Consider the following 20,137-nt stretch of genomic DNA (forward strand, 5'->3'; position numbering starts at 1 on the left):
CGGGAAAACGCCCGACAGAGGCATGGCCCCCGGGTTCGCCGCCCGCGAAGCCGACGGCCTCGTCGGACTTGCATCCCGACGCACCGCCCCCTACATTGCGCCGGATTCCTTCATCGAGGAGGCCTGCCATGGCCGTCTGCCTGCTCCCCGAATGGCATCCCCAGGATGCCGTGCAACTGACCTGGCCGAGTCCCGACAGCGACTGGGCGCCGCTGCTGGCGAACATCGAGGCGACCCTCGAGACCCTGGCAGTGGCCATCGCCCGCTACCAGCCGGTACTGATCGCCGTGCCGGACGACGCCACCCGCACCCGGCTGGCCGAGGCCTTCCATCATCGCGGCGTCTCCGCCGAGCGCCTCATTCTCCAGGTCGCCGAGGCCGACGACACCTGGGCCCGGGACCACGGCCCGCTCACCGTCGAACGTGACGGCGAGCTCGTGCTGCTCGACTACGTCTTCACCGGCTGGGGCGGCAAGTTCCCGGCCAGCCGCGACGACAGCCTGACCCGCCGCCTCGCCGCGGCCGGCGTCTTCGCCGCGCCGCTGGTCTCCCACGACCTGGTGCTCGAAGGCGGTGCCCTGGAGAGCGACGGCCAGGGCACCCTGCTGACCACCGGGGCCTGCCTGCTCAACGACAACCGCAACCCGCACCTCGACCGGGCCGCCATCGAAGCGAGGCTGGCCGAGGAGCTGGGCGCCGAGCGGGTGCTGTGGCTCGCCCATGGCCATCTGGAAGGCGACGACACCGACAGCCACGTGGACACCCTGGCCCGGTTCTGCGACCCGCGGACCATCGCCTACGTGCGCTGCGACGACGACACCGACCCGCACCATCCTGCGCTGGCCGCCATGGAGGACGAGCTGCGCGCGCTGCGCCGCGCCGACGGCGAGCCCTACCGGCTGATCCCGCTGCCCTGGCCCACGCCCTGCTTCGACGCCGAGGACGGGCGCCGCCTGCCGGCCACCTACGCCAACTTCCTGATCATCAACGGCGCGGTGCTGGTGCCCACCTACGGCGACGCCGCCGATGCGCGCGCCCTCACCGCCCTGGCCGAGGCCTTCCCGGACCGCGACATCGTGCCCATCGACTGCGGCACCGTGATCCGCCAGCATGGCAGCCTGCACTGCCTGACCATGCAGCTGCCCCGCGGCACCCTGGCCGGGGCTCGCCGCCATGAAGGAGAGACATCATGACCCGCACCCTCAAGGTCGGCCTGGTCCAGCAGCCGGCCTGGCCCGACAAGGCCCGGAGCCTGGCCGAGAGCGAGGCCGGCATCCGCGAACTGGCCGGCGCCGGCGCCCAGCTGGTGATGCTGCAGGAGCTGCACGCCACCCACTACTTCTGCCAGTTCGAGGACACCGCCCTGTTCGACCTGGCCGAGCCACTGGACGGCCCCACCGGCCAGCGGCTGGCGGCGCTGGCCGCCGAGCTCGACATCGTGCTGGTGGGCTCGCTGTTCGAGCGCCGTGCCCCGGGCCTCTACCACAACACCGCCGTGGTCTATGACGGTGCCCACGGCCGGGTCGGCCAGTATCGCAAGATGCACATTCCCGACGATCCGGGCTTCTTTGAAAAGTTCTACTTCACCCCGGGCGATCATGACGCCGCTCGCGAGGAAGGCTTCACCCCCATCGACACCTCGCTGGGCCGCCTCGGCCTGCTGGTGTGCTGGGACCAGTGGTATCCGGAAGCCGCGCGCCTGATGGCCCTGGCCGGCGCCGACCTGCTGCTCTACCCCACCGCCATCGGCTGGGACCCGCAGGACGATGACGACGAGAAGGCACGCCAGAAGGACGCCTGGACGCTGATCCAGCGCAGCCATGCGGTGGCCAACGGCCTGCCGGTGGTGGTGGCCAACCGGGTCGGCCACGAGAGCGACCACTCCGGGGTCGGCCCGGGCATCGACTTCTGGGGCGGCAGCTTCATCTGCGGCCCCCAAGGCGAACTGCTCGCCCACGCCGGCCAGCAGGCCGAGCGGTTGCTGGTGACCCTGGACATGGAGCGCGGCGAGGCGGTGCGACGCATCTGGCCCTATCTGCGCGACCGGCGTGTCGACGCCTATGGCGACCTGACCCGCCGTTATCGGGACTAGCGGCAAGTCGAGAGCCTGAAATTGCCTGAAGCAAAAGAAAACCCCGAAGGACTGTCCTTCGGGGTTTTCTTGTAGCTCGGCGCTTGTCGCTCGGCGCCGATTACTTCCAGAAGTCGCGAATCGAGGCGATGCCCTGGGCGCCCACGGCGCGGGCATGATTGGCGTCGAAGCGGGTCATGCCACCCAGCGCGAACACCGGCATGCCGGCATGCTCGACCAGCTGCTGGAAATCGTGCCAGCCGATCGGCGCCACTTCCGGATGCGAAGGCGTGGTGCGCAGCGGCGACAGGGTCGCGAAGTCGCAGCCGACGCGATGGGCCTGGTCCAGCTGCTCGCGGTCGTGGGTCGAGGCCGAGAGCCACTTGCCCTCGGGCAGCGGACGACGATCCAGGCTCATCAGCCGCGCGCTGGTCAGATGGATGCCGTCGGCATCCACCTGGTCGAGCAGCTCGGGCTCGCCGTTGAGCATCAGCCGCGCACCGTGACGACGGCATACCGCCAGGGCCTGCTCGGCGCGAGCCAGGTAGCCCTCGCGGTCCAGATCCTTGGCCCGCAGCTGCACCATGCGCACGCCATCCTCGACCAGCGCCCGCTCCAGCCGTGACAGGAACACTGACTCGTCCTCTTCCTCGGCGGTGATCAGGTACTCGGTGGGCAGCATCACCGCGCGAAGGATCGGCACGTTGGCCGCCGGGAAGGGATAGTTGAACAGCTCCTCCATCGGCACCCAGCGCACCGCCTGCCCCTCGCGCCCGAAGGGCTCGCCGGCGAAGTCGTGGACCTGCCAGACGTCGAGCAGAATGTGCTTGTCGGTGTACTCGTGGTGGATGCGGATCAGCGGCTGGGCGCGATGAATCTCCACCCCCAGCTCCTCGTGCAACTCGCGCTTGAGAGCCTCGAGGCCCGTTTCATAGGGCGCCAGCTTGCCACCGGGGAACTCCCAGAGGCCGCCTTGATCGACGTTGGACGGGCGCCGGGCGAGCAGCACCTCACGACCATCGGCGCTGATGATGGCGGCGGCCGCCACATGCACCCTTCTCTTGACCATTGCGTTCATTCACCTTATCCCACTTGTCCCCGTGCCGACGCGCGGGGGATTGCTCTCTTGATGCGAACCGGGAACGCCGGGCCCCGCGCGCTCAGCTGCGGTAATCGGCGTTGATGGCGACGTATTCCCGGGTCAGATCCGTGGTCCAGACGGTGGCGCTGCGCTCGCCGCGCCCCAGGTCGATGCGGATCGCGATCTCCTCGCGGGCCATGACCTCGCTGCCGGCCTCCTCGGTGTAGCCGGCGGCCCGGCCGCCGTTCTCCACCAGGCGCACCTCGCCGAGGTCGATCACCACACGCTCGACGTCGAAGTCCTCCAGCGGCGCCCGCCCCACGGCGGCGAGGATCCGGCCCCAGTTGGCGTCGCTGGCGGCCAGTGCGGTCTTGACCAGCGGCGAGTGAGCCACGGTGAAGGCCACGTCCAATGCCTCCTGACGCGTCACCGCGCCATCGACCTGCAGGCCGACGAACTTGGTGGCGCCCTCGCCGTCACGCACGATGGCCTGGGCGAGCTCGATCATCAGCCGGTCGAGCGCCTCGCGGAACATCGCCAGGCGTCGGTCATCGTCGATGGCCGCGCCGCGGCCGGTGGCGATCAGCATGCAGGCATCGTTGGTCGAGGTATCGCCGTCCACCGTGATGCAGTTGAAGGAGCGCTCCACGGCCTCGCGCAGCAGCTCATCCAGCAGCGCCGGGGCGATGGCCGCATCGGTGGCCACGAAGGCCAGCATGGTGGCCATGTTGGGCTTGATCATCCCCGAGCCCTTGCTGATGCCGTTGAGGGTGACGGTCTCGTCACCCAGCGGCACGGTCACGCTGGCCCCCTTGGGCCGGGTGTCGGTGGTGAGGATACCCTCGCCGGCCGCGGCCCAGCCCGCTGCGCTCTCGTCGAGGCAGCGCAGCGCCTCGGGCAGGCCGCCCAGCAGCCGCTCCATGGGCAGCGTCTCTCCGATCACGCCGGTGGAGAACGGCAGCACGCGGGAGGCCTCCACCCCGGCCAGGCCACCCAGCTCGGCGCAGGTGGTCCGCGCGTCACGCAGCCCGGTCTCGCCGGTGCCGGCGTTGGCGTTGCCGGTGTTGATCACCAGGTAGCGCGGCGCCTCGCCGTGCAGGGTGCAGGCCGCCAGGTGCTCTCGGGCCACGGTCACCGGGGCCGCACAGAAGGCATTGCGCGTGAAGCTGCCCGCCACGGCGGCGCCCTCGGGCACCTCGATCACCACCAGGTCACGGCGATCGGCGGCCTTGATCCCGGCCCGGGCCGTGCCCAGGCGCACCCCATCGATCACCGGCATCTCGGGAAAGCTTGCAGGGCCCACTGCCATCGTCTGTCTCCTGTATGAATTCGCTTGGCGGGGCCGGCGCGGCACGCTCGCCCGGCCCCCGACCGATCAGCTCAGCTTGCCGCAGCACTGCTTGAACTTCTTGCCCGAACCGCAGGGGCACGGGTCGTTGCGTCCGACCTTGGGGCCCTCGCGGCGCTGGGGGCGGGCCTCTCCGGCCGGCGCCGCGGCGGCGGCCTGCTCGGTGTCCGCCTCGGCCCCCTCGGGCGCGTCGTGGCGGCTGGCCGCGGCCGCCTTCTCGCGCTCCAGCGACTCGCGCCGCTGACGTTCCAGGGCCTCGACCTCTTCCGGCTGACGCACCTTGACGTGGCTGAGGATACGCGTGACGTCGGACTTGATGTTGGTCAGCAGCGTCTGGAACAGCTCGAAGGACTCGCGCTTGTACTCCTGCTTGGGGTTCTTCTGGGCGTAGCCACGCAGGTGGATGCCCCGGCGCAGGTGGTCCATGGACTGCAGGTGTTCCTTCCAGCGGGTGTCCAGCACCTGCAGCATGACCTGCTTCTCGAAGCGACGCATCAGCTCGGCACCGGCGATCTCGTCCTTCTCGTCGTAGGCCTGGCGATGCATCTCGTGGAGACGCTCGCGCAGCTGCTCCTCATGGAAGCGCTGGTCTTCCTCGGCCCACTGCTGCACCGGCGCCTCGAGGTTGAACTCGGTCTTGAGGTGATCTTCCAGGCCGGCCAGGTCCCACTGCTCGGGCAGGCTCTGGGGCGGCACGAACTCGCTGATCGCCTCGTCGAGCACCTCGGCGCGGATGCCGATGACGTTCTCGGAGACGTCGTCGGCGGCCAGGATCTCGTTGCGCTGCTCGTAGATGACCCGGCGCTGATCGTTGGCCACATCATCGTACTCGAGCAGCTGCTTGCGAATGTCGAAGTTGCGACCCTCGACCTTCTTCTGGGCGCGCTCCACGGCGTTGGAGACCATCTTGTGCTCGATCGCCTCGCCGCGCTCCAGGCCCAGGGCCTGCATCAGCTTCTGCACGCGCTCGGAGCCGAACAGCCGCATCAGGTTGTCTTCCAGCGACAGGAAGAAGCGCGTCGAGCCCGGGTCGCCCTGGCGGCCGGAACGGCCGCGCAGCTGGTTGTCGATGCGCCGCGACTCGTGGCGCTCGGAGCCGATCACGTGCAGGCCGCCGGCTGCGAGCACCGCCTCGTGACGCTCCTGCCATTCGGCCTTGAGGCGCTCGATCTGGGCCTCGCTCGGCGACTCGAGCTGTGCGGCCTCGGCCTCCCAGTTGCCGCCCAGCACGATGTCGGTACCACGGCCGGCCATGTTGGTGGCGATGGTGATGGCCCCGGGACGACCGGCCTGGGCGATGATCTGCGCCTCGCTCTGGTGCTGCTTGGCGTTGAGCACGTTGAAGCGGATGCCCGCCCGCTTCATCAGCTCGGCCAGGTACTCGGAGGTCTCGATGGAGGCGGTACCCACCAGCACCGGGCGACCGGCCTCGGTCTGGACCTTGACGTCCTCGATGATGGCCTCGAACTTTTCCTCGGCGCTGAGATACACCAGGTCGTTCTGGTCCTTGCGCGCCAGCGGCCGGTTGGTGGGGATCACCACCACGTCCAGGCCATAGATCTGGCGGAACTCGAAGGCCTCGGTATCGGCGGTACCGGTCATGCCGGACAGCTTGTCGTAGAGGCGGAAGTAGTTCTGGAAGGTCGTGGAGGCCAGCGTCTGGCTCTCGCGCTGGACGGTCACCCCCTCCTTGGCCTCGACCGCCTGATGCAGACCCTCGGACCAGCGCCGACCCGGCATGGAGCGACCGGTATGCTCGTCGACGATGACCACCTGGCCGTCGCTGATGATGTAGTCGACGTCACGCTGGTAGAGATGGCGGGCGCGTAGCGCCGAATGCATGTGCTGGAGCAGGTTGAGGTTCTGAGCGGCGTAGAGGGAATCCTCCTCGCCGAGCAGGCCCTCGTCGCGCATCAGCTGCTCGACCCTGTGATGGCCACCCTCGGTGAGCTCGACCTGCTTCTGCTTCTCGTCGAGGGTGAAGTCACCGCTCTCCGGGTCCTCTTCATCGGTGCAGGGCGCCAGGTGGATCGCCAGCCGGTCGACGACCTTGTACAGCTCGGTGTTCTCGTCCACGGCACCGGAGATGATCAGCGGCGTGCGCGCCTCGTCGATCAGGATGGAATCCACCTCGTCGACGATGGCGTAGTGCAGCCCGCGCTGAACCTTGTCCTCCAGCGAGAAGGCCATGTTGTCGCGCAGGTAGTCGAAGCCGAACTCGTTGTTGGTGCCGTAGGTGATGTCGCAGCCGTAGGCCTCGCGCTTCTCCTCGGGGGTCTGGCCGGCATAGATGGTGCCGACGGTCAGGCCCAGGAATTCGTAGAGGGGGCGCATCCAGTCGGCGTCGCGGCGCGCCAGGTAGTCGTTGACCGTGACCACGTGCACGCCCTTGCCGGGCAGGGCGTTGAGGTAGACGGCCAGGGTCGCGACCAGGGTCTTGCCCTCGCCGGTCTTCATCTCGGCGATGCGGCCGCCGTTCAGGGTGATGCCGCCGATCATCTGGACATCGAAGTGACGCATGCCCATCACCCGCTTGCTGGCCTCGCGCACGGTGGCGAAGGCCTCGGGCATGAGGCTGTCGACGGACTCGCCGCCGTCCAGGCGCTCGCGGAAATCGGCGGTGCGCGCCTGGAGCGCGGCGTCGTCGAGGGTCTCGAGATCCTTCTCGAGGGCATTGATGCGGGCCACGGTGCGGCCCATGCGCTTCACTTCGCGGTCGTTCTTGGAACCGACGACCTTGCGTAACAGGTTGTTGATCATGAAGGGTCCATCGCTGGGGTGCTCAAGGCCAGGACGCACTCCCGGCCGCTCGTCGTTCAGGCGAGAAGCACCCGCGGCGGCCCGCGGCGGGTCAGGACATCATGCGCCGCCACGGCCCGCTGCCGAGGCGCGACGCTGGGCAGGCGCAGCGCGAGCCGGCCGGCACGGCGAGGAAGGGGGCGGACCGGCCAGCGGCGCCGGGCGCGCCGGCGTGCCTGGAGGCGAGAGCTGGCCCGGATCAGCGCCGGCGCCAGAATGCAGACCTGGATCACGCGCTCGACCGGCGTCGCCGCCCCTAGCGGCGACAGCCCCGCCGGCAGTAGGCAACCGACCAGCAGGCCGGCCAGCCACCAGCGCGGCGTCCGGCGGCCCGACGGACGGCGCTCCACCGAGGCATGCTCGGCGGGCGCTGACGGACCTGTCTCCGCGGTAAGGCTGTCCATGCTGTCGAGGGACTCCCGTGCCTGTGCTAGGCTCATGCGTTCCAAGGCCGTCGACGACACGGTCGACGATTCCCCACCCGGGCCGGACCCGAGAATCAAGCTGATGAGTATAAAGGTTAAGCGGTGGCGAGCCCAGCCCATGTCCCAGGTGCTGAACGGCCGCGGTGAGCTGGGTAACCTGATGCGGCGGGCCCGACTGATCGAACAGGCCCAGCAGCATCTGCGCGACCACCTGCCGAGCGAACTCGGCGAGCATCTGTTCGTGGGCGGCTTCCACCAGGGGCGATTGACGGTCATCACCGACCGCGCCGTGTGGCTGACCCGGCTGCGCTACGAGCAGTCGCGCCTGCTGTCGCTGCTTCACGAACTCCCGGGCTTCGCCGCGGTGACCGGCTTCGACTTCAAGGTCCGCCCGGTACGCCCGGCCAAGGTGCCGCCACGCCAGACACGCCACCTGCCTGCGCACGCCGCCGACGAGCTCTCGAGCTGCGCCGCCGACGTCGAGGACCCGACGCTCAAGCGCGCCCTGGAACGCCTCGCCTCCCACGCGGAACGCGACCCCTGACGCACCACACCCTCCCGGCCACGAGAAAGGCCCGCCAGGAACTGGCGGGCCTTTCTTCTACCGAGCTTGTGATCGAGCCTCAACCATCGAGCCCCTCACCATCGAGCGGGCATATCGGGCTCATGCGACCTCGTCGACCGCGGAGAGGCGTCAGGCCATGGCCGGCGCGGCATAGGAAATCGGCGCCTTGGCAGTCTCTTCCTCGAAGGTGACGATCTCCCAGGCATCCTGGTTTTCCATCAGCGCGCGGCACAGCTGGTTGTTCAACGCGTGGCCGGACTTCACCCCGCGGAACTCGCCGATCAAGCTGTGGCCCAGCTGGTAGAGGTCACCGATGGCGTCCAGCACCTTGTGCTTGACGAACTCGTCGTCGTAACGCAGACCACCCTCGTTCACGATCCGGTAGTCGTCGACCACGATGGCGTTGTCGAGACTGCCGCCCAGGGCCAGGTTGTTGGAGCGCAGGTACTCGAGATCGCGCATGAAGCCGAAGGTGCGCGCCCGGGACACTTCCTTGACGAAGGAAGTGGTCGAGAAGTCGACCTCGGCGCTCTGCTTCTGGGCCTCGAACACCGGATGATCGAAGTCGATGGCAAAGGAGACCTTGAAGCCCTGGTGAGGCAGGAAGATCGCCTCCTTCTCGCCGTCGCGCACCACCACTTCACGCTTGATGCGGATGAACTTCTTGGCGGCGTTCTGCTCGGCGATGCCAGCGGACTGGATCAGGAACACGAAGGGGCCGGCACTGCCGTCCATGATCGGCACTTCGGGGGCGCTGACATCCACGTAGGCATTGTCGATGCCGAGGCCGGCCAGGGCCGACATCAGGTGCTCGACGGTGGCGACCTTGACGCCGTCCTTGGACAGGGCGGTGCACAGCGTGGTGTCGGTCACGCTGTCGGCGCTGGCCGGAATCTGGACCTCGGGGTCCAGGTCGGTGCGCACGAACACGATCCCGGTATCGACCGGCGCCGGCCGCAGGGTCAGGTAGACCTTCTTGCCGGAGTGGAGGCCGACGCCGGTGGCGCGGATGACATTCTTGAGTGTGCGTTGTCTGATCATGGGCAGTCGCCAGGCTCGGTGGTTATCAAACACCGTTCACTATAACACCAAACGCACGTTTCAACAAAAACAACGTGCGTTTGGCGTGTCTATGCAAACGATAGCGGCGCTCAATCGGCCTGGCGACGCAGGAAGGCCGGGATGTCCAGGTAGTCGTCGAGCTCCTGGGACTTGCGCGGCTCCTGCTGAGGACGTGACGCCTCCTGGGACTCGGGCTTGGATGCCGCGGCGGCGGAGCCACGGCCCGGGGCCGGGGCCTGCTGCTGAGGACGGCTGGCGGCTGCCGGCTGACGCTGGCGATAGTCGCCACCGCCGGCCGCCTCGCGACGCGCGCCCTGGCTGGCCGCGGCCGGCTGACGCTGACCGTCGAGACCGGCGGCCACCACGGTCACGCGCAGCTCGTCGGTCATCTCCATGTCGATGGAAGTGCCCACCACGATGGTGGCGTCCTGGGAGGCGAACTCCTGGACGGTGGCACCGACGTCGTTGAACTCGCCGATCGACAGGTCCGGGCCGGCGGTGATGTTGACCAGGATGCCACGCGCACCGTGCAGGTCGATGTCCTCGAGCAGCGGGCTGCGGATCGCCTTCTCGGCGGCCTCGCGGGCGCGATTCTCGCCGGTGGCCCCACCGGTGCCCATCATCGCCATGCCCATCTCGGACATCACGGTGCGCACGTCGGCGAAGTCGACGTTGATGATGCCGGGGCTGGTGATCAGCTCGGCGATGCCCTGCACCGCCCCCAGCAGCACGTCATTGGCGGCGCTGAAGGCGGTGAGCAGGCTGGCGCTCTTGCCGAGCACCGAGAGCAGCTTCTCGTTGGGAATGGTGATCAACGAGTCGACGTGCTCGGAGAGCTCCTTCATGCCCTCCTCGGCCGAGCGCATGCGCTTGGGGCCCTCGAAGGGGAAGGGACGCGTGACCACGGCCACGGTCAGGATGCCGAGCTCCTTGGCCACCTGCGCGACCACCGGCGCACCGCCGGTACCGGTACCACCGCCCATGCCGGCGGTGATGAAGACCATGTCGGCCCCGTGAAGAAGCTCGGCGATGCGCTCGCGATCCTCCATGGCGGCCTGGCGGCCCACTTCCGGATTGGCGCCGGCGCCCAGCCCCTTGGTGATCTCGCTGCCGAGCTGGAGAACGGTCTTGGCCGCCACCCGCTTGAGCGCCTGGGCATCGGTATTGGCGCAGATGAACTCGACACCTTCGATGCTGCTTTCGACCATGTGGTTGACGGCATTGCCGCCTCCACCGCCGACACCGATGACCTTGATGACTGCACTGCTTGAGGGTGCACTGTCTACCAGTTCGAACATTAGCCCCGTCTCCTGGACCGCGATCGCGGCCCTGTCAGAAATTTCCTTTGAACCAGCCCTTGAGCTTTACCAGCGCCGGAATCCCTTCCCCTGCTCCGCGCCGGGAGGCGTCTCCGCGCCTCGGCTGCGCCGACATGCCACTGCCCGACGTCTCTTGTAGGCCGTGCCCCTGACGGGCCTCGTTTAGAGCGTAATGTAGCAAACCGACCCCCGTCGAATAAATCGGATTGCGTACCACATCGGCGAGCCCCCGCACGTTCTGCGGACAGGCGATTCTCACCGGCATGTGAAAGATTTCCTCGGCCAGCTCGACCACCCCTTCCATGCGCGAGGTTCCGCCTGTCAGCACGATGCCGGCGGCGACCAGATCCTCGAAGCCACTGCGTCGCAGTTCGTCGCGCACCAGAGTGAACAGTTCCTCATAGCGCGGCTCGACCACCTCGGCCAGCGACTGGCGGGACAGGTCCCGGGCCGGTCGATCGCCGACGCTAGGCACCTTGATCATCTCGTCGCTGGCGGCCATCTGGGTCAGCGCACAGGCGTACTTGACCTTGATTTCCTCGGCGTGCTGGGTCGGCGTGCGCAGCGCCATGGCGATGTCGTTGGTGACCTGATCGCCGGCGATGGGAATCACCGCGGTATGGCGGATGGCCCCCTCGGTGAACACCGCGATATCCGTCGTGCCGCCACCGATGTCGACCATGCAGACGCCGAGCTCGCGCTCGTCCTCGGTGAGCACCGCATGGCTGGAGGCCAGCTGCTCGAGGATGATCGCGTCCACGTCGAGGCCGCAGCGACGCACGCACTTCTCGATGTTCTGCACCGCATTGAGTGCCGCCGTCACCAGGTGTACCCGGGCTTCCAGGCGCACCCCGGACATGCCGAGGGGTTCGCGAATGCCGCCCTGAGTGTCGATGGCGAACTCCTGGGGCAGCACATGCAGCACACGCTGGCCTTCGGAGATGGCGCGGGCGCGTGCCGAATCGATGACGCGCTCGATATCGGCAGGCGCGACCTCACGCTCCTTGATGGCGACCACGCCATCGGAGTTCATCGAGCTGATATGACTGCCGGCGATCCCCACGTACACGGAGTGGATGTCGCAGCCGGCCATCAACTCGGCCTCTTCCACGGCGCGCTGGATGGACTGCACCGTGGACTCGATGTTGATCACCACGCCCTTCTTCATCCCGCGAGAGGGATGCGAGCCGATGCCGGCAATCTCGATGCCGCCATCGTCGGTGGGTTGACCCACGATCGCCACGACCTTGGACGTTCCGATATCCAGCCCGACTACCATATTGGACGCATTGGATGGACCTGACATGAGTCGGGGAATCTCCTCGAGCTGACCCGCTTGGGGAAATTAAGCATTAACAATAGAAAAACCTGGGCCAATTATAGGAACAAGTTCCCGTGCTCCACCAGCCCAGAGCGAAAAACATCCGTCACGATACGGCGATTTTTCCTCAAAAGGAACACCCGAGAGGCCCTTCCATTCATCGCGTGTGTTTCGCGAATCGCCTTCAACTTTCCTTAGCGCCGTCTTCCTCGTCCGGCTCGCTTTCACCGTGCCAGGCGACCGAGACGCCATTCGGATAGCGCAGGTCGATGTAGCGGATATGCGACGCCAGGCCATCGAGCTCCCGATCCCAGGCCGCCAGAAAGCGCGCCAGACGCGCCTCGCGATTGCTGCGGCCCAGCATCACCCAGATGCCGTCGTCGGTCTGCAGCCGCCAGGCACCACGATCCTCGAGCCGCAGCTGGCGCAGCCCCAGCCCATGCTCGGCCAGGCGGGCGCCCAGGGTGTCGTGATAGGCCAGCACCTCCGGCCCGCTGCCGGCCGGACCGGCCAGGTTCACCAGCCCCTCCGGCGCCGCCAGCGGAGCGAAGGCGAAGGGATCCCCGGCCGGATTGAGCAGCCGATCGTCGTTCCAGCGCGCCACCGGCACCTGTTCGACCAGCTCGAACACCAGGGCGTAGGGCCATTCGCGACGAATGCGCACCTCGCTCAGCCAGCCGATGTCACGAGCCTGCTCGCGAAGCTCGCCGATATCCGCCGACAGCCAGGTCTGGCCCCGCACCAGCGGCGCCAGCTTGCTCCTCAGGTAGTCGGCGCTGGCGTACTCCAGGTCGCCGCGGATCGAGACACGCTCCACGGGCCGGTCGAGCCACAGCCACAGCGCGCGGCCGCCGGCGCCCAGCACCAGCAGCAGCAGCAGAACGCCGATCAGGCCTCCGCGACGCGCCATGGCCTCAGGTCCGCCCGGCGGTATCGAGGATGCGCCGCACCAGCGCATCGAAGTCGATACCCGCGTGAGCGGCGGCCTGAGGCACCAGGCTGTGATCGGTCATGCCCGGCACGGTGTTGACCTCGAGCAACCAGAAACGCCCTTCGGCGTCGCGCATCACGTCGACGCGCCCCCACCCCGCACAACCAATAGCGGCGAAGGCATCGCGGCTCAGCTCGGCGAGCCGCGCCTCGTCGCCGGCCGGCAGGCCGCAGGGCAGGTGGTAGAGCGTCTCGTCGGAAAGGTACTTGGCCTCGTAGTCGTAGAAGCCGTTCGGCACCTCGACGCGGATCGCCGGCAGCGCACTGTCGCCCAGCAGCGTCACCGTGTACTCCTCGCCGCGCACGAAGCGCTCCGCCATCACCCGGGCATCGAAGCGCGCGGCGTCGCGATAGGCCGCCTCCAGGGCCTCGGGACTCTCGACGATGGTGATGCCCAGCGTCGAGCCCTCGTGAACCGGCTTGACGATCATCGGCAGCCCCAGACGCTCGGCCACCGCCGCCCAGTCGGCGTCGGGACCGAGCATCTCGCTCTGCGGCGTCGGCAGCCCCAGGGCCTGCCAGACCAGCTTGGTGCGCTGCTTGTCCATCCCCAGCGCCGAGGCCATCACCCCGCTGCCCGTGTAGGGGATGCCCAGCAGCTCGAGGGCGCCCTGCAGGGTGCCGTCCTCGCCGCCGCGCCCGTGCAGGGCGATGAAGACGACGTCCGGCCTCAGCGCCTCGAGCCCGGCCAGCCCGCCCTGCTCGGCGGGATCGAAGCCGACCGCCTGGACGCCGCTGCGTTCGAGCGAGGCCAGCACCGCCGCGCCGCTCTTCAGCGAGACCTCGCGCTCGGCGGAGTCCCCACCGTAAAGCACCACCACCCGGCCCGGGCCGGTCACGTCGGTCGTCATAGCGTCACCTCGTCGAGCGCCAGACGGGCGTCGGCCAGTCGCTGGGCGATGCCGCCCACGTCACCGGCGCCCTGGGTGATCAGGATGTCACCGGAGCGCAGCACCTTGGCCAGCAGTCCCGGCAGTTCGGCCTTGTCCTGGACGAAGATCGGATCGACCTCGCCGCGCTGGCGAATCGAGCCCGCCAGGCTGCGCCCGTCGGCGCCGGGCAGCGGCGTCTCGCCGGCCGCGTAGACGTCAAGCAGCAGCAGCGTATCGACCCCCGCCAGCACGCGCACGAAATCCTCGTAGAGGTCCCGGGTACGCGAGTAGCGGTGCGGCTGGTAGGCCATCACCAGGCGGCGGTCGGGCCAGCCGTCGCGCACCGCCTGGATGACCATCTCCACCTCGCGGGGATGGTGGCCGTAGTCGTCGACCAGCATCACCTCGCCGTCACCGGCCGGGGCCGGGAAATGGCCGTGCACCTGGAAGCGCCGACCGACCCCGGCGAAACTCGCCAGCCCGCGCAGGATGGCGTCGTCGTCGACGCCGGCGTCGCTGGCCACGGCAATGGCGGCCAGGGCGTTCAGGGCGTTATGGCGCCCCGGCATGGCCAGGCGCACCGGCAGCGGCGCCAGCCCGTCGGGCCGCCGGGCGGTGAAGCGCACCTCGCCGGCCGACTGAGCGAAGTCCTCGATGCCGTAGTCGGCGTCGTCGCTGAAGCCGTAGGTCACGAACTGGCGACTGACCCGCTCGAGCAACCCACGCACGTTGGCGTCATCGATGCACAGCACGGCCAGCCCGTAGAACGGCAGGTTGTGCAGGAACTCGACGAAGGTGTCCTTGAGGCGCTCGAAGTCGCCGCCGTAGGTCGCCATGTGGTCGGCGTCGACATTGGTGACGATGGCCACCATCGGCTGCAGGTGCAGGAAGGAGGCATCGGACTCGTCGGCCTCGGCCACCAGGTAGTCCCCCTCCCCCAGCCGCGCGTTGGTGCCGGCGCTGGTGAGCTTGCCGCCGATCACGAAGGTCGGGTCCAGCCCGCCCTCGCCCAGCAGGGTGGCGGTGAGGCTGGTGGTGGTGGTCTTGCCATGAGTGCCCGCCACGGCAATGCCATGACGGAAGCGCATCAGCTCGGCCAGCATCTCGGCGCGGCGCACCACCGGCACGCGATGCTCCTGGGCCCAGCGCACCTCGGGATTGGCCGGATCCACCGCCGTGGAGACGACCACCACGTCGGCATCGCGCGCATTGTCCTCGGCATGACCAATCGCCACGCGCACGCCACAGGCCTGCAGGCGGTTGACCACCGGCGAGACCCGGAGGTCGCTGCCGCTGACGTCGTAGCCCTCGTTGGCCAGCACCTCGGCGATGCCGCACATGCCCGCACCGCCGATGCCGACGAAGTGGATGCGCCGGATACGGCGCATGCCCAGCCCGCGCCCGAGGCGGGGAGGCGTGGCTTGGCCGGGTACCGGCCCTAGGGTCTGGTCACTCAAAAGCAGTCTCCATACAACCGGCCACCAGCCGTTCCACGGCGTCGAGATGGGCACAGCCTCGCGCCTCGGCGGCCATGGTGGCAAGCGTGTCGGGGTCGAGCAGCGCCGCCAGCCGGTCGGCCAGCGTCGCCGCAGTCATCTCGGATTGCGGCATCAGGGCGGCGGCCCCCTGGGCCACCAGGGCCGCGGCGTTGGCGGTCTGGTGATCGTCCACCGCGTGCGGGAAGGGCACGAACAGCGCCGGCTTGGCCGCCGCCGCCAGCTCCGCCACGGTCAGGGCCCCGGCCCGGCAGACCACCAGATCGGCCCAGTCGTAGGCCTCGGCCATGTCATCGATAAAGGCGGTCACCTCGGCGGCCACGCCCTGCCCCGCATACGCCTCGCGGGTCGCCGCGTCCTTGTCGCGGCCGGCCTGATGCCGCACCTCGGGGCGCTCGGCCTCGGGCAGCCGGGCCAGCGCCTCGGGCATGCCCCGGTTGAGCGCCAGCGCGCCCAGCGAGCCGCCCACCACCAGCAGACGCAGCGGACGGGCGCGCATCGTCTCGGCGTCGCGGGGCGTCTCGCCGATGGCGGCGATGTCGCTGCGCACCGGGTTGCCGACCACCTCGGCGCGGCCCGGGAAGGCCTGGGGGAAGGCCGCATAGACCCCGCGCGCCAGCCGTGCCAGGACGCGGTTGGTGAGCCCGGCCACGGCGTTCTGTTCGTGGATCACCAGCGGCCGGCGCGCCAGCCAGGCGGCCAGGCCGCCGGGGCCGCTGGCGAAACCGCCGAGCCCCACCACCAGCTGGGGATCGAAGGTGCGGATCACCCGGCCGGCCTGGCGCACCGCACCGATCAGCCGCCAGGGCGCCATCGCCCAGCCGGCCAGGCCATTGCCTCGCAGCCCGCTCACGGCGATGCGATGCAGCGGCAGGCCGGCCTCGGGCACCAGACGGTTCTCGATGCCGCGCGGGCTGCCCAGCCACTCGATCTCGACCCCGCGGGCCTGCAGCGCGCGGGCCAGGGACAGGGCCGGAATGACGTGGCCGCCGGTGCCGCCGGCCATGATCAGGGCGCGTCGCCCCTCGCGTCGACTCATGATTGCGTTCCTTTGCTCTTGCCAGGGTCACTCTTGGCGGCCGCGCGCTTGCCGGCACCGCGGGTCCCGGACGCCGTGTCCCGAGCCGCGGTCGGCGAGGCCCGGCGCACGGCCTGGCGGGTCTCGATGTCGGCCCGCAGCAGTATCGCCACCATGATGCAGCTCACCACCAGGCTCGAGCCGCCGTAGCTCAGCAGCGGCAGGGTCAGTCCCTTGGTGGGCAGCATCCCGCTGCTCACGGCGATGTTGATGAAGGCCTGGGCGCCGATCACCAGGGCGATGCCATAGCTGGCATAGGCGGCGAAGGCCAGGCCGGCCAGCTCGGCGCGCCGCCCTACCGCCATGGCACGCCACACCAGCAGCGCGAACAGGCCGATCACGGCGATCGCCCCCACCAGCCCCAGCTCCTCGGCGAGCACGGCGAACACGAAGTCGGTATGCGCCTCGGGCAGGTAGAACAGCTTCTGCACACTGTTGCCGAGCCCGGTGCCCAGCCACTGCCCACGACCGAAGGCGATCAACGCCTGGGTCAGCTGGTAGCCACTGGCGAACTGGTCGGCCCAGGGGTCGACGAAGCTGGTCAGGCGCGCCATGCGATAGGGCTCGGCGATCGCCACCACGACGCCCAGCACGGCCACCAGCGCCATCAGCAGCAGGAAGCGAATCCAGGGCGCGCCGGCCATCAGCAGCATGCCCATCACGCAACCGGTCATCACCACCACGGCGCCATAGTCCGGCTCGAAGATCAGCAGGCCGCCGAACAGACCCAGCACCACCAGGGGCCGCAGGAAGGCCCCCCACTCTCGGCGCACCTGGGGCAGGAAACGCTCCAGATAGCCGGCCAGATAGGCGATCAGACACAGTTTGGCGATCTCGGAAGCCTGGAGATTGAACGGCACGCCGGGCAGCGACAGCCAGCGCTTGCTGCCGTTGACCTCGCGGCCGACCACCAGCACCAGCACCAGCAGGGCGATGCCGACCAGCAGCAGCAAGGGCCCGTTGGCCTTCCACCAGGCCAGCGGCACCCGCAGCGCCAGGGCCGCGATCGCTATCGACAGCAGCAGGAAGGCGCCATGACGCAGGCTGAAGTACCAGGCATTGCCGGTCAGGCTCGAGGCCACCTCGCTGGAGGCCGAGGTCACCATCACCCAGCCGATCAGCAGCAGTGCCAGAGCAGCGATCACCAGCCAGCCGTCGAAGGGCTGGTCGGCGGTGGAGAGCCGTTCGCGAAGACGGGCCAGGCGGCTCATGAGCGCTCCTCCTCGGCCAGGCGCTCGACGCCGGCCCGGAAGGCCTCGCCTCGGGCCTGATAATTCGGGAACTGGTCGAGACTGGCGCAGGCCGGGGACAGCAGCACGCAGTCACCGGGAGCGGCGATCTCGGCGGCCCTGGCCATGGCCGCCTCGAGGTCATCGACCCGGGTCGAGGCCACGGCGCCGTCCAACGCGGCGGCAAGGCGCTCGGCGTCGCGGCCGAACAGGATCGCCTCGCGCCCGTGACGGGCCAGCGGCGTGGCCAGCGGCGTGAAGTCGGCGCCCTTCCCCTCCCCGCCGGCGAGCAGGATCAGGCGGCCGGACAGCGTCGGGCCGAGCCCGGCGATGGCGGCCAGGGTCGCGCCCACGTTGGTGCCCTTGGAATCGTTGATCCAGCGCACCCCGCCGACCTCGGCGATCAGCTCGCCGCGATGCGGCAGGCCGGCGAAGCGCTCGAGCACGCGGCGCATGGCGGCCATCCCCAGGCCGAGGCGATGCCCCATGGCCAGGGCCGCCAGGGCATTGGCCTGGTTGTGGCGTCCCGGCAGGCGCACCGCCGAGGCCGGCATCAGCGGCGCGGTGCCGTGCATCAGCCAGTCGCGTGGGCCGCTGCCGTCGTCGTGGACGGCGATGCCCCACGCCTCGCCCTCGGGCGACGCCGTGGTGAAACGATCGAGGGCCGGCGGCGGCGCGTCCGGCCAGGTGGCCGGGTCCTCGGCGTTGATCACGCCGTGGCGCGCGCCGCGGAAGATCGCCTGCTTGGCGGCGCGATAGCCGGCGAGGTCGCCATGGCGGTCCAGATGATCCTCGGACAGATTGAGGAAGGCGGCGGTCTCGGCGCCGAGCCGCGGCGTGGTCTCGAGCTGGAAGCTGGACAGCTCGAGCACATAGAGCTCGGCATCGGGCCGCTCTACGAGCAGGTCCAGCGCCGGCGTGCCGAGGTTGCCGCCCACCGCCACGCGCCGGCCGGCCTCTGCGGCCATCTCGCCGAGCAGCGTGGTCACGGTGGACTTGGCGTTGGCGCCGGTGATGGCGGCGATGGGCGCGCGGGCCGCGCGCACGAACAGCGCGATCTCGCCGACGACGAGCGGCTCGCCGGATTCGCCGAGGCGACCGGCCAGGGCATCGAGCCCGGGGCTTGCCGGATCGACGCCGGGACTGACCACGATCTCGCGGGCCGCCTCCATGTCCAGCTCGGTCAGCGCCGCGCAGTGGATCGCCACGCCCGGATGGGCGGCGCGAAAGTCGTCCAGCCCCGGGGGCGCGGCGCGGGTGTCGGCGACCATGAAGGGTCGCCCGAGGCGTTGCAGGTGGCGGCAGATGGCGCGCCCGGAGACCCCGAGCCCGACCACCAGCGTGACGCCCTTGGGCACCTTGACCATCAGCGGCTCCTCAGCGATGCGGCATCAGCGGATCTTTAGGGTGGCCAGGCCCAGCAGCACCAGCACCACGGTGATGATCCAGAAGCGCACGATGACCCGCGGCTCCGGCCAGCCCTTGAGTTCGAAGTGATGGTGCAGCGGCGCCATGCGGAAGATCCGACGCCCGGTGAGCTTGTAGGAGCCCACCTGCAGGATCACCGAGACGGTCTCCATGACGAAGATGCCGCCCATGATGAACAGCACGATCTCCTGGCGCACGATCACCGCCACCACCCCCAGGGCCGCGCCCAGGGCCAGCGCTCCCACGTCGCCCATGAACACCTGTGCCGGGTAGGTGTTGAACCACAGGAAGCCCAGGCCCGCTCCGGCGATGGTGGCGCAGAACACCGCCAGCTCGCCGGCGCCAGGAATCATCGGGATCTGCAGGTACTCGGCGAACACCGTGTTGCCGCTGGCATAGGCGAACACCGCCAGGCCCATGGCCACCAGCACGGTGGGCATGATGGCCAGACCGTCCAGGCCGTCGGTGAGGTTCACCGCGTTGGAGCTGCCGACGATCACCAGATAGGTGAGCACCACGTAGAACAGCCCGAGCTGCAGCACGAAGTCCTTGAACAGCGGCAGGATCAGGCTGGTCTCCACCGGCGAGGCGGCCGTCACGTAGAGGATCACCGCGGCGGCCAGACCGATCACCGACTGCCAGAAGTACTTCCAGCGCGCCGGCAGGCCACGGGGATTCTTCTCCACCACCTTGCGATAGTCGTCGACCCAGCCGATGGCGCCGAAGCCCAGGGTCACGGCCAGCACCACCCACACGTAGTGGTTGCGCAGATCGCCCCACAGCAGGGTGCTGACGGCGATCGCCATCAGGATCATGGCGCCGCCCATGGTCGGCGTGCCGGCCTTCGAGAGATGCGACTGGGGACCGTCATCACGCACCGCCTGGCCGATCTGGCGCTCCACCAGCCGGCGGATCACCTTCGGGCCGAGCCACAGGCACAGCACCAGGGCGGTGAGAGTGCCCAGGATCATGCGCAGGGTCAGATAGTTGAAGACGTGAAAGGCGCTCTGGAATTGCGCCAGCAGTTCAGCCAGAAAGAGCAGCATGTAATGC

17 protein-coding genes are annotated in these 20,137 nt (G+C 69.2%); 3 read left to right on the forward strand and 14 right to left on the reverse strand.

All coding sequences use genetic code 11. The features are described from left to right. The first annotated feature begins 128 nt into the window (after window positions 1–128). Complete coding sequence (locus C9J49_RS13300; RefSeq protein WP_046079739.1) at window positions 129–1,193, forward strand: agmatine/peptidylarginine deiminase; 1,065 nt, start codon at window positions 129–131, stop codon at window positions 1,191–1,193. Next, a complete protein-coding gene (locus C9J49_RS13305) occupies window positions 1,190–2,092 on the forward strand; it encodes a carbon-nitrogen hydrolase (protein ID WP_046079740.1) in 903 nt (300 codons plus the stop codon). The genes C9J49_RS13300 and C9J49_RS13305 overlap by 4 nt, the downstream gene beginning before the upstream one ends. 100 nt (window positions 2,093–2,192) lie before the next feature. Here the strand turns inward: C9J49_RS13305 and C9J49_RS13310 are convergent, their stop codons facing one another. The 4 genes from C9J49_RS13310 to C9J49_RS13325 form a co-directional block, all read right to left on the reverse strand. Then, window positions 2,193–3,140, reverse strand: coding sequence for a Nudix family hydrolase (locus C9J49_RS13310; RefSeq protein WP_035599407.1), 948 nt, complete (start codon window positions 3,138–3,140; stop codon window positions 2,193–2,195). A gap of 91 nt (window positions 3,141–3,231) precedes the next feature. Next, window positions 3,232–4,461 carry a bifunctional glutamate N-acetyltransferase/amino-acid acetyltransferase ArgJ gene (gene argJ, locus C9J49_RS13315; protein ID WP_046079742.1) on the reverse strand — a complete coding sequence of 410 codons (1,230 nt, stop codon included), beginning with the start codon at window positions 4,459–4,461 and terminating at the stop codon, window positions 3,232–3,234. A gap of 66 nt (window positions 4,462–4,527) precedes the next feature. Further along, the gene (gene secA, locus C9J49_RS13320) at window positions 4,528–7,260 is read right to left on the reverse strand and encodes a preprotein translocase subunit SecA (RefSeq protein ID WP_107182397.1); all 2,733 of its coding nucleotides are present in this window, start codon (window positions 7,258–7,260) and stop codon (window positions 4,528–4,530) included. Between the two features lie 56 nt (window positions 7,261–7,316). Beyond that, entirely contained in the window at window positions 7,317–7,739 is a 423-nt protein-coding gene (locus C9J49_RS13325; RefSeq protein WP_237022364.1) for a hypothetical protein, read from the reverse strand. Window positions 7,740–7,842: 103 nt separating this feature from the next. Between C9J49_RS13325 and C9J49_RS13330 the strand changes: the two genes are divergently transcribed. Then, the gene (locus C9J49_RS13330) at window positions 7,843–8,268 is read left to right on the forward strand and encodes a DUF721 domain-containing protein (protein ID WP_081945697.1); all 426 of its coding nucleotides are present in this window, start codon (window positions 7,843–7,845) and stop codon (window positions 8,266–8,268) included. A gap of 150 nt (window positions 8,269–8,418) precedes the next feature. On the opposite strand, the gene lpxC is transcribed toward C9J49_RS13330, so the two are convergent. From lpxC to mraY, 10 genes are all read right to left on the reverse strand, one after another. Continuing rightward, the gene (lpxC, locus tag C9J49_RS13335; RefSeq protein WP_046079744.1) at window positions 8,419–9,330 is read right to left on the reverse strand and encodes a UDP-3-O-acyl-N-acetylglucosamine deacetylase; all 912 of its coding nucleotides are present in this window, start codon (window positions 9,328–9,330) and stop codon (window positions 8,419–8,421) included. A gap of 110 nt (window positions 9,331–9,440) precedes the next feature. Next, window positions 9,441–10,649, reverse strand: coding sequence for a cell division protein FtsZ (gene ftsZ / locus C9J49_RS13340; RefSeq protein ID WP_035592495.1), 1,209 nt, complete (start codon window positions 10,647–10,649; stop codon window positions 9,441–9,443). 34 nt (window positions 10,650–10,683) lie between these two features. After that, the gene (gene ftsA / locus C9J49_RS13345) at window positions 10,684–11,976 is read right to left on the reverse strand and encodes a cell division protein FtsA (RefSeq protein WP_107182398.1); all 1,293 of its coding nucleotides are present in this window, start codon (window positions 11,974–11,976) and stop codon (window positions 10,684–10,686) included. Window positions 11,977–12,175: 199 nt separating this feature from the next. Continuing rightward, on the reverse strand, window positions 12,176–12,901 hold the full coding sequence (locus tag C9J49_RS13350) for a cell division protein FtsQ/DivIB (protein WP_046079745.1): 726 nt from the start codon (window positions 12,899–12,901) through the stop codon (window positions 12,176–12,178). Window positions 12,902–12,905: 4 nt separating this feature from the next. Then, on the reverse strand, window positions 12,906–13,832 hold the full coding sequence (locus tag C9J49_RS13355) for a D-alanine--D-alanine ligase (RefSeq protein WP_107182399.1): 927 nt from the start codon (window positions 13,830–13,832) through the stop codon (window positions 12,906–12,908). Continuing rightward, the gene (gene murC / locus C9J49_RS13360) at window positions 13,829–15,241 is read right to left on the reverse strand and encodes a UDP-N-acetylmuramate--L-alanine ligase (protein ID WP_107182400.1); all 1,413 of its coding nucleotides are present in this window, start codon (window positions 15,239–15,241) and stop codon (window positions 13,829–13,831) included. The genes C9J49_RS13355 and murC overlap by 4 nt, the downstream gene beginning before the upstream one ends. A gap of 61 nt (window positions 15,242–15,302) precedes the next feature. Beyond that, window positions 15,303–16,388: an undecaprenyldiphospho-muramoylpentapeptide beta-N-acetylglucosaminyltransferase gene (murG, locus tag C9J49_RS13365; RefSeq protein WP_107182401.1), complete on the reverse strand. Its 1,086-nt coding sequence runs from the start codon at window positions 16,386–16,388 to the stop codon at window positions 15,303–15,305. Beyond that, window positions 16,385–17,638 carry a putative lipid II flippase FtsW gene (ftsW, locus tag C9J49_RS13370; protein WP_107182402.1) on the reverse strand — a complete coding sequence of 418 codons (1,254 nt, stop codon included), beginning with the start codon at window positions 17,636–17,638 and terminating at the stop codon, window positions 16,385–16,387. Before ftsW ends, murG begins: the two co-directional genes overlap by 4 nt. After that, a complete protein-coding gene (gene murD, locus C9J49_RS13375) occupies window positions 17,635–19,023 on the reverse strand; it encodes a UDP-N-acetylmuramoyl-L-alanine--D-glutamate ligase (protein ID WP_107182403.1) in 1,389 nt (462 codons plus the stop codon). Before murD ends, ftsW begins: the two co-directional genes overlap by 4 nt. Window positions 19,024–19,047: 24 nt before the next feature. Next, window positions 19,048–20,130, reverse strand: a complete 1,083-nt coding sequence (gene mraY, locus C9J49_RS13380) for a phospho-N-acetylmuramoyl-pentapeptide-transferase (protein WP_035592476.1) — start codon at window positions 20,128–20,130, stop codon at window positions 19,048–19,050. Between the last annotated feature and the right edge of the window lie 7 nt (window positions 20,131–20,137).

Source organism: Halomonas sp. SL1, assembly GCF_003030865.2.
Classification (GTDB): domain Bacteria; phylum Pseudomonadota; class Gammaproteobacteria; order Pseudomonadales; family Halomonadaceae; genus Halomonas; species Halomonas halophila.

What these genes read in the sequence shown, in the direction of transcription:
- ftsA (WP_107182398.1), bottom strand. Translation starts at nt 11,976, where the DNA reads ATGTCAGGTCCATCCAATGCGTCCAATATGGTAGTCGGGCTGGATATC.
- lpxC (WP_046079744.1), bottom strand. Translation starts at nt 9,330, where the DNA reads ATGATCAGACAACGCACACTCAAGAATGTCATCCGCGCCACCGGCGTC.
- C9J49_RS13330 (WP_081945697.1), top strand. Translation starts at nt 7,843, where the DNA reads ATGTCCCAGGTGCTGAACGGCCGCGGTGAGCTGGGTAACCTGATGCGG.
- argJ (WP_046079742.1), bottom strand. Translation starts at nt 4,461, where the DNA reads ATGGCAGTGGGCCCTGCAAGCTTTCCCGAGATGCCGGTGATCGATGGG.
- C9J49_RS13325 (WP_237022364.1), bottom strand. Translation starts at nt 7,739, where the DNA reads ATGAGCCTAGCACAGGCACGGGAGTCCCTCGACAGCATGGACAGCCTT.
- murG (WP_107182401.1), bottom strand. Translation starts at nt 16,388, where the DNA reads ATGAGTCGACGCGAGGGGCGACGCGCCCTGATCATGGCCGGCGGCACC.
- ftsZ (WP_035592495.1), bottom strand. Translation starts at nt 10,649, where the DNA reads ATGTTCGAACTGGTAGACAGTGCACCCTCAAGCAGTGCAGTCATCAAG.
- C9J49_RS13300 (WP_046079739.1), top strand. Translation starts at nt 129, where the DNA reads ATGGCCGTCTGCCTGCTCCCCGAATGGCATCCCCAGGATGCCGTGCAA.
- secA (WP_107182397.1), bottom strand. Translation starts at nt 7,260, where the DNA reads ATGATCAACAACCTGTTACGCAAGGTCGTCGGTTCCAAGAACGACCGC.
- mraY (WP_035592476.1), bottom strand. Translation starts at nt 20,130, where the DNA reads ATGCTGCTCTTTCTGGCTGAACTGCTGGCGCAATTCCAGAGCGCCTTT.
- ftsW (WP_107182402.1), bottom strand. Translation starts at nt 17,638, where the DNA reads ATGAGCCGCCTGGCCCGTCTTCGCGAACGGCTCTCCACCGCCGACCAG.
- murD (WP_107182403.1), bottom strand. Translation starts at nt 19,023, where the DNA reads ATGGTCAAGGTGCCCAAGGGCGTCACGCTGGTGGTCGGGCTCGGGGTC.
- C9J49_RS13350 (WP_046079745.1), bottom strand. Translation starts at nt 12,901, where the DNA reads ATGGCGCGTCGCGGAGGCCTGATCGGCGTTCTGCTGCTGCTGCTGGTG.
- C9J49_RS13305 (WP_046079740.1), top strand. Translation starts at nt 1,190, where the DNA reads ATGACCCGCACCCTCAAGGTCGGCCTGGTCCAGCAGCCGGCCTGGCCC.
- C9J49_RS13310 (WP_035599407.1), bottom strand. Translation starts at nt 3,140, where the DNA reads ATGGTCAAGAGAAGGGTGCATGTGGCGGCCGCCGCCATCATCAGCGCC.
- C9J49_RS13355 (WP_107182399.1), bottom strand. Translation starts at nt 13,832, where the DNA reads ATGACGACCGACGTGACCGGCCCGGGCCGGGTGGTGGTGCTTTACGGT.
- murC (WP_107182400.1), bottom strand. Translation starts at nt 15,241, where the DNA reads ATGCGCCGTATCCGGCGCATCCACTTCGTCGGCATCGGCGGTGCGGGC.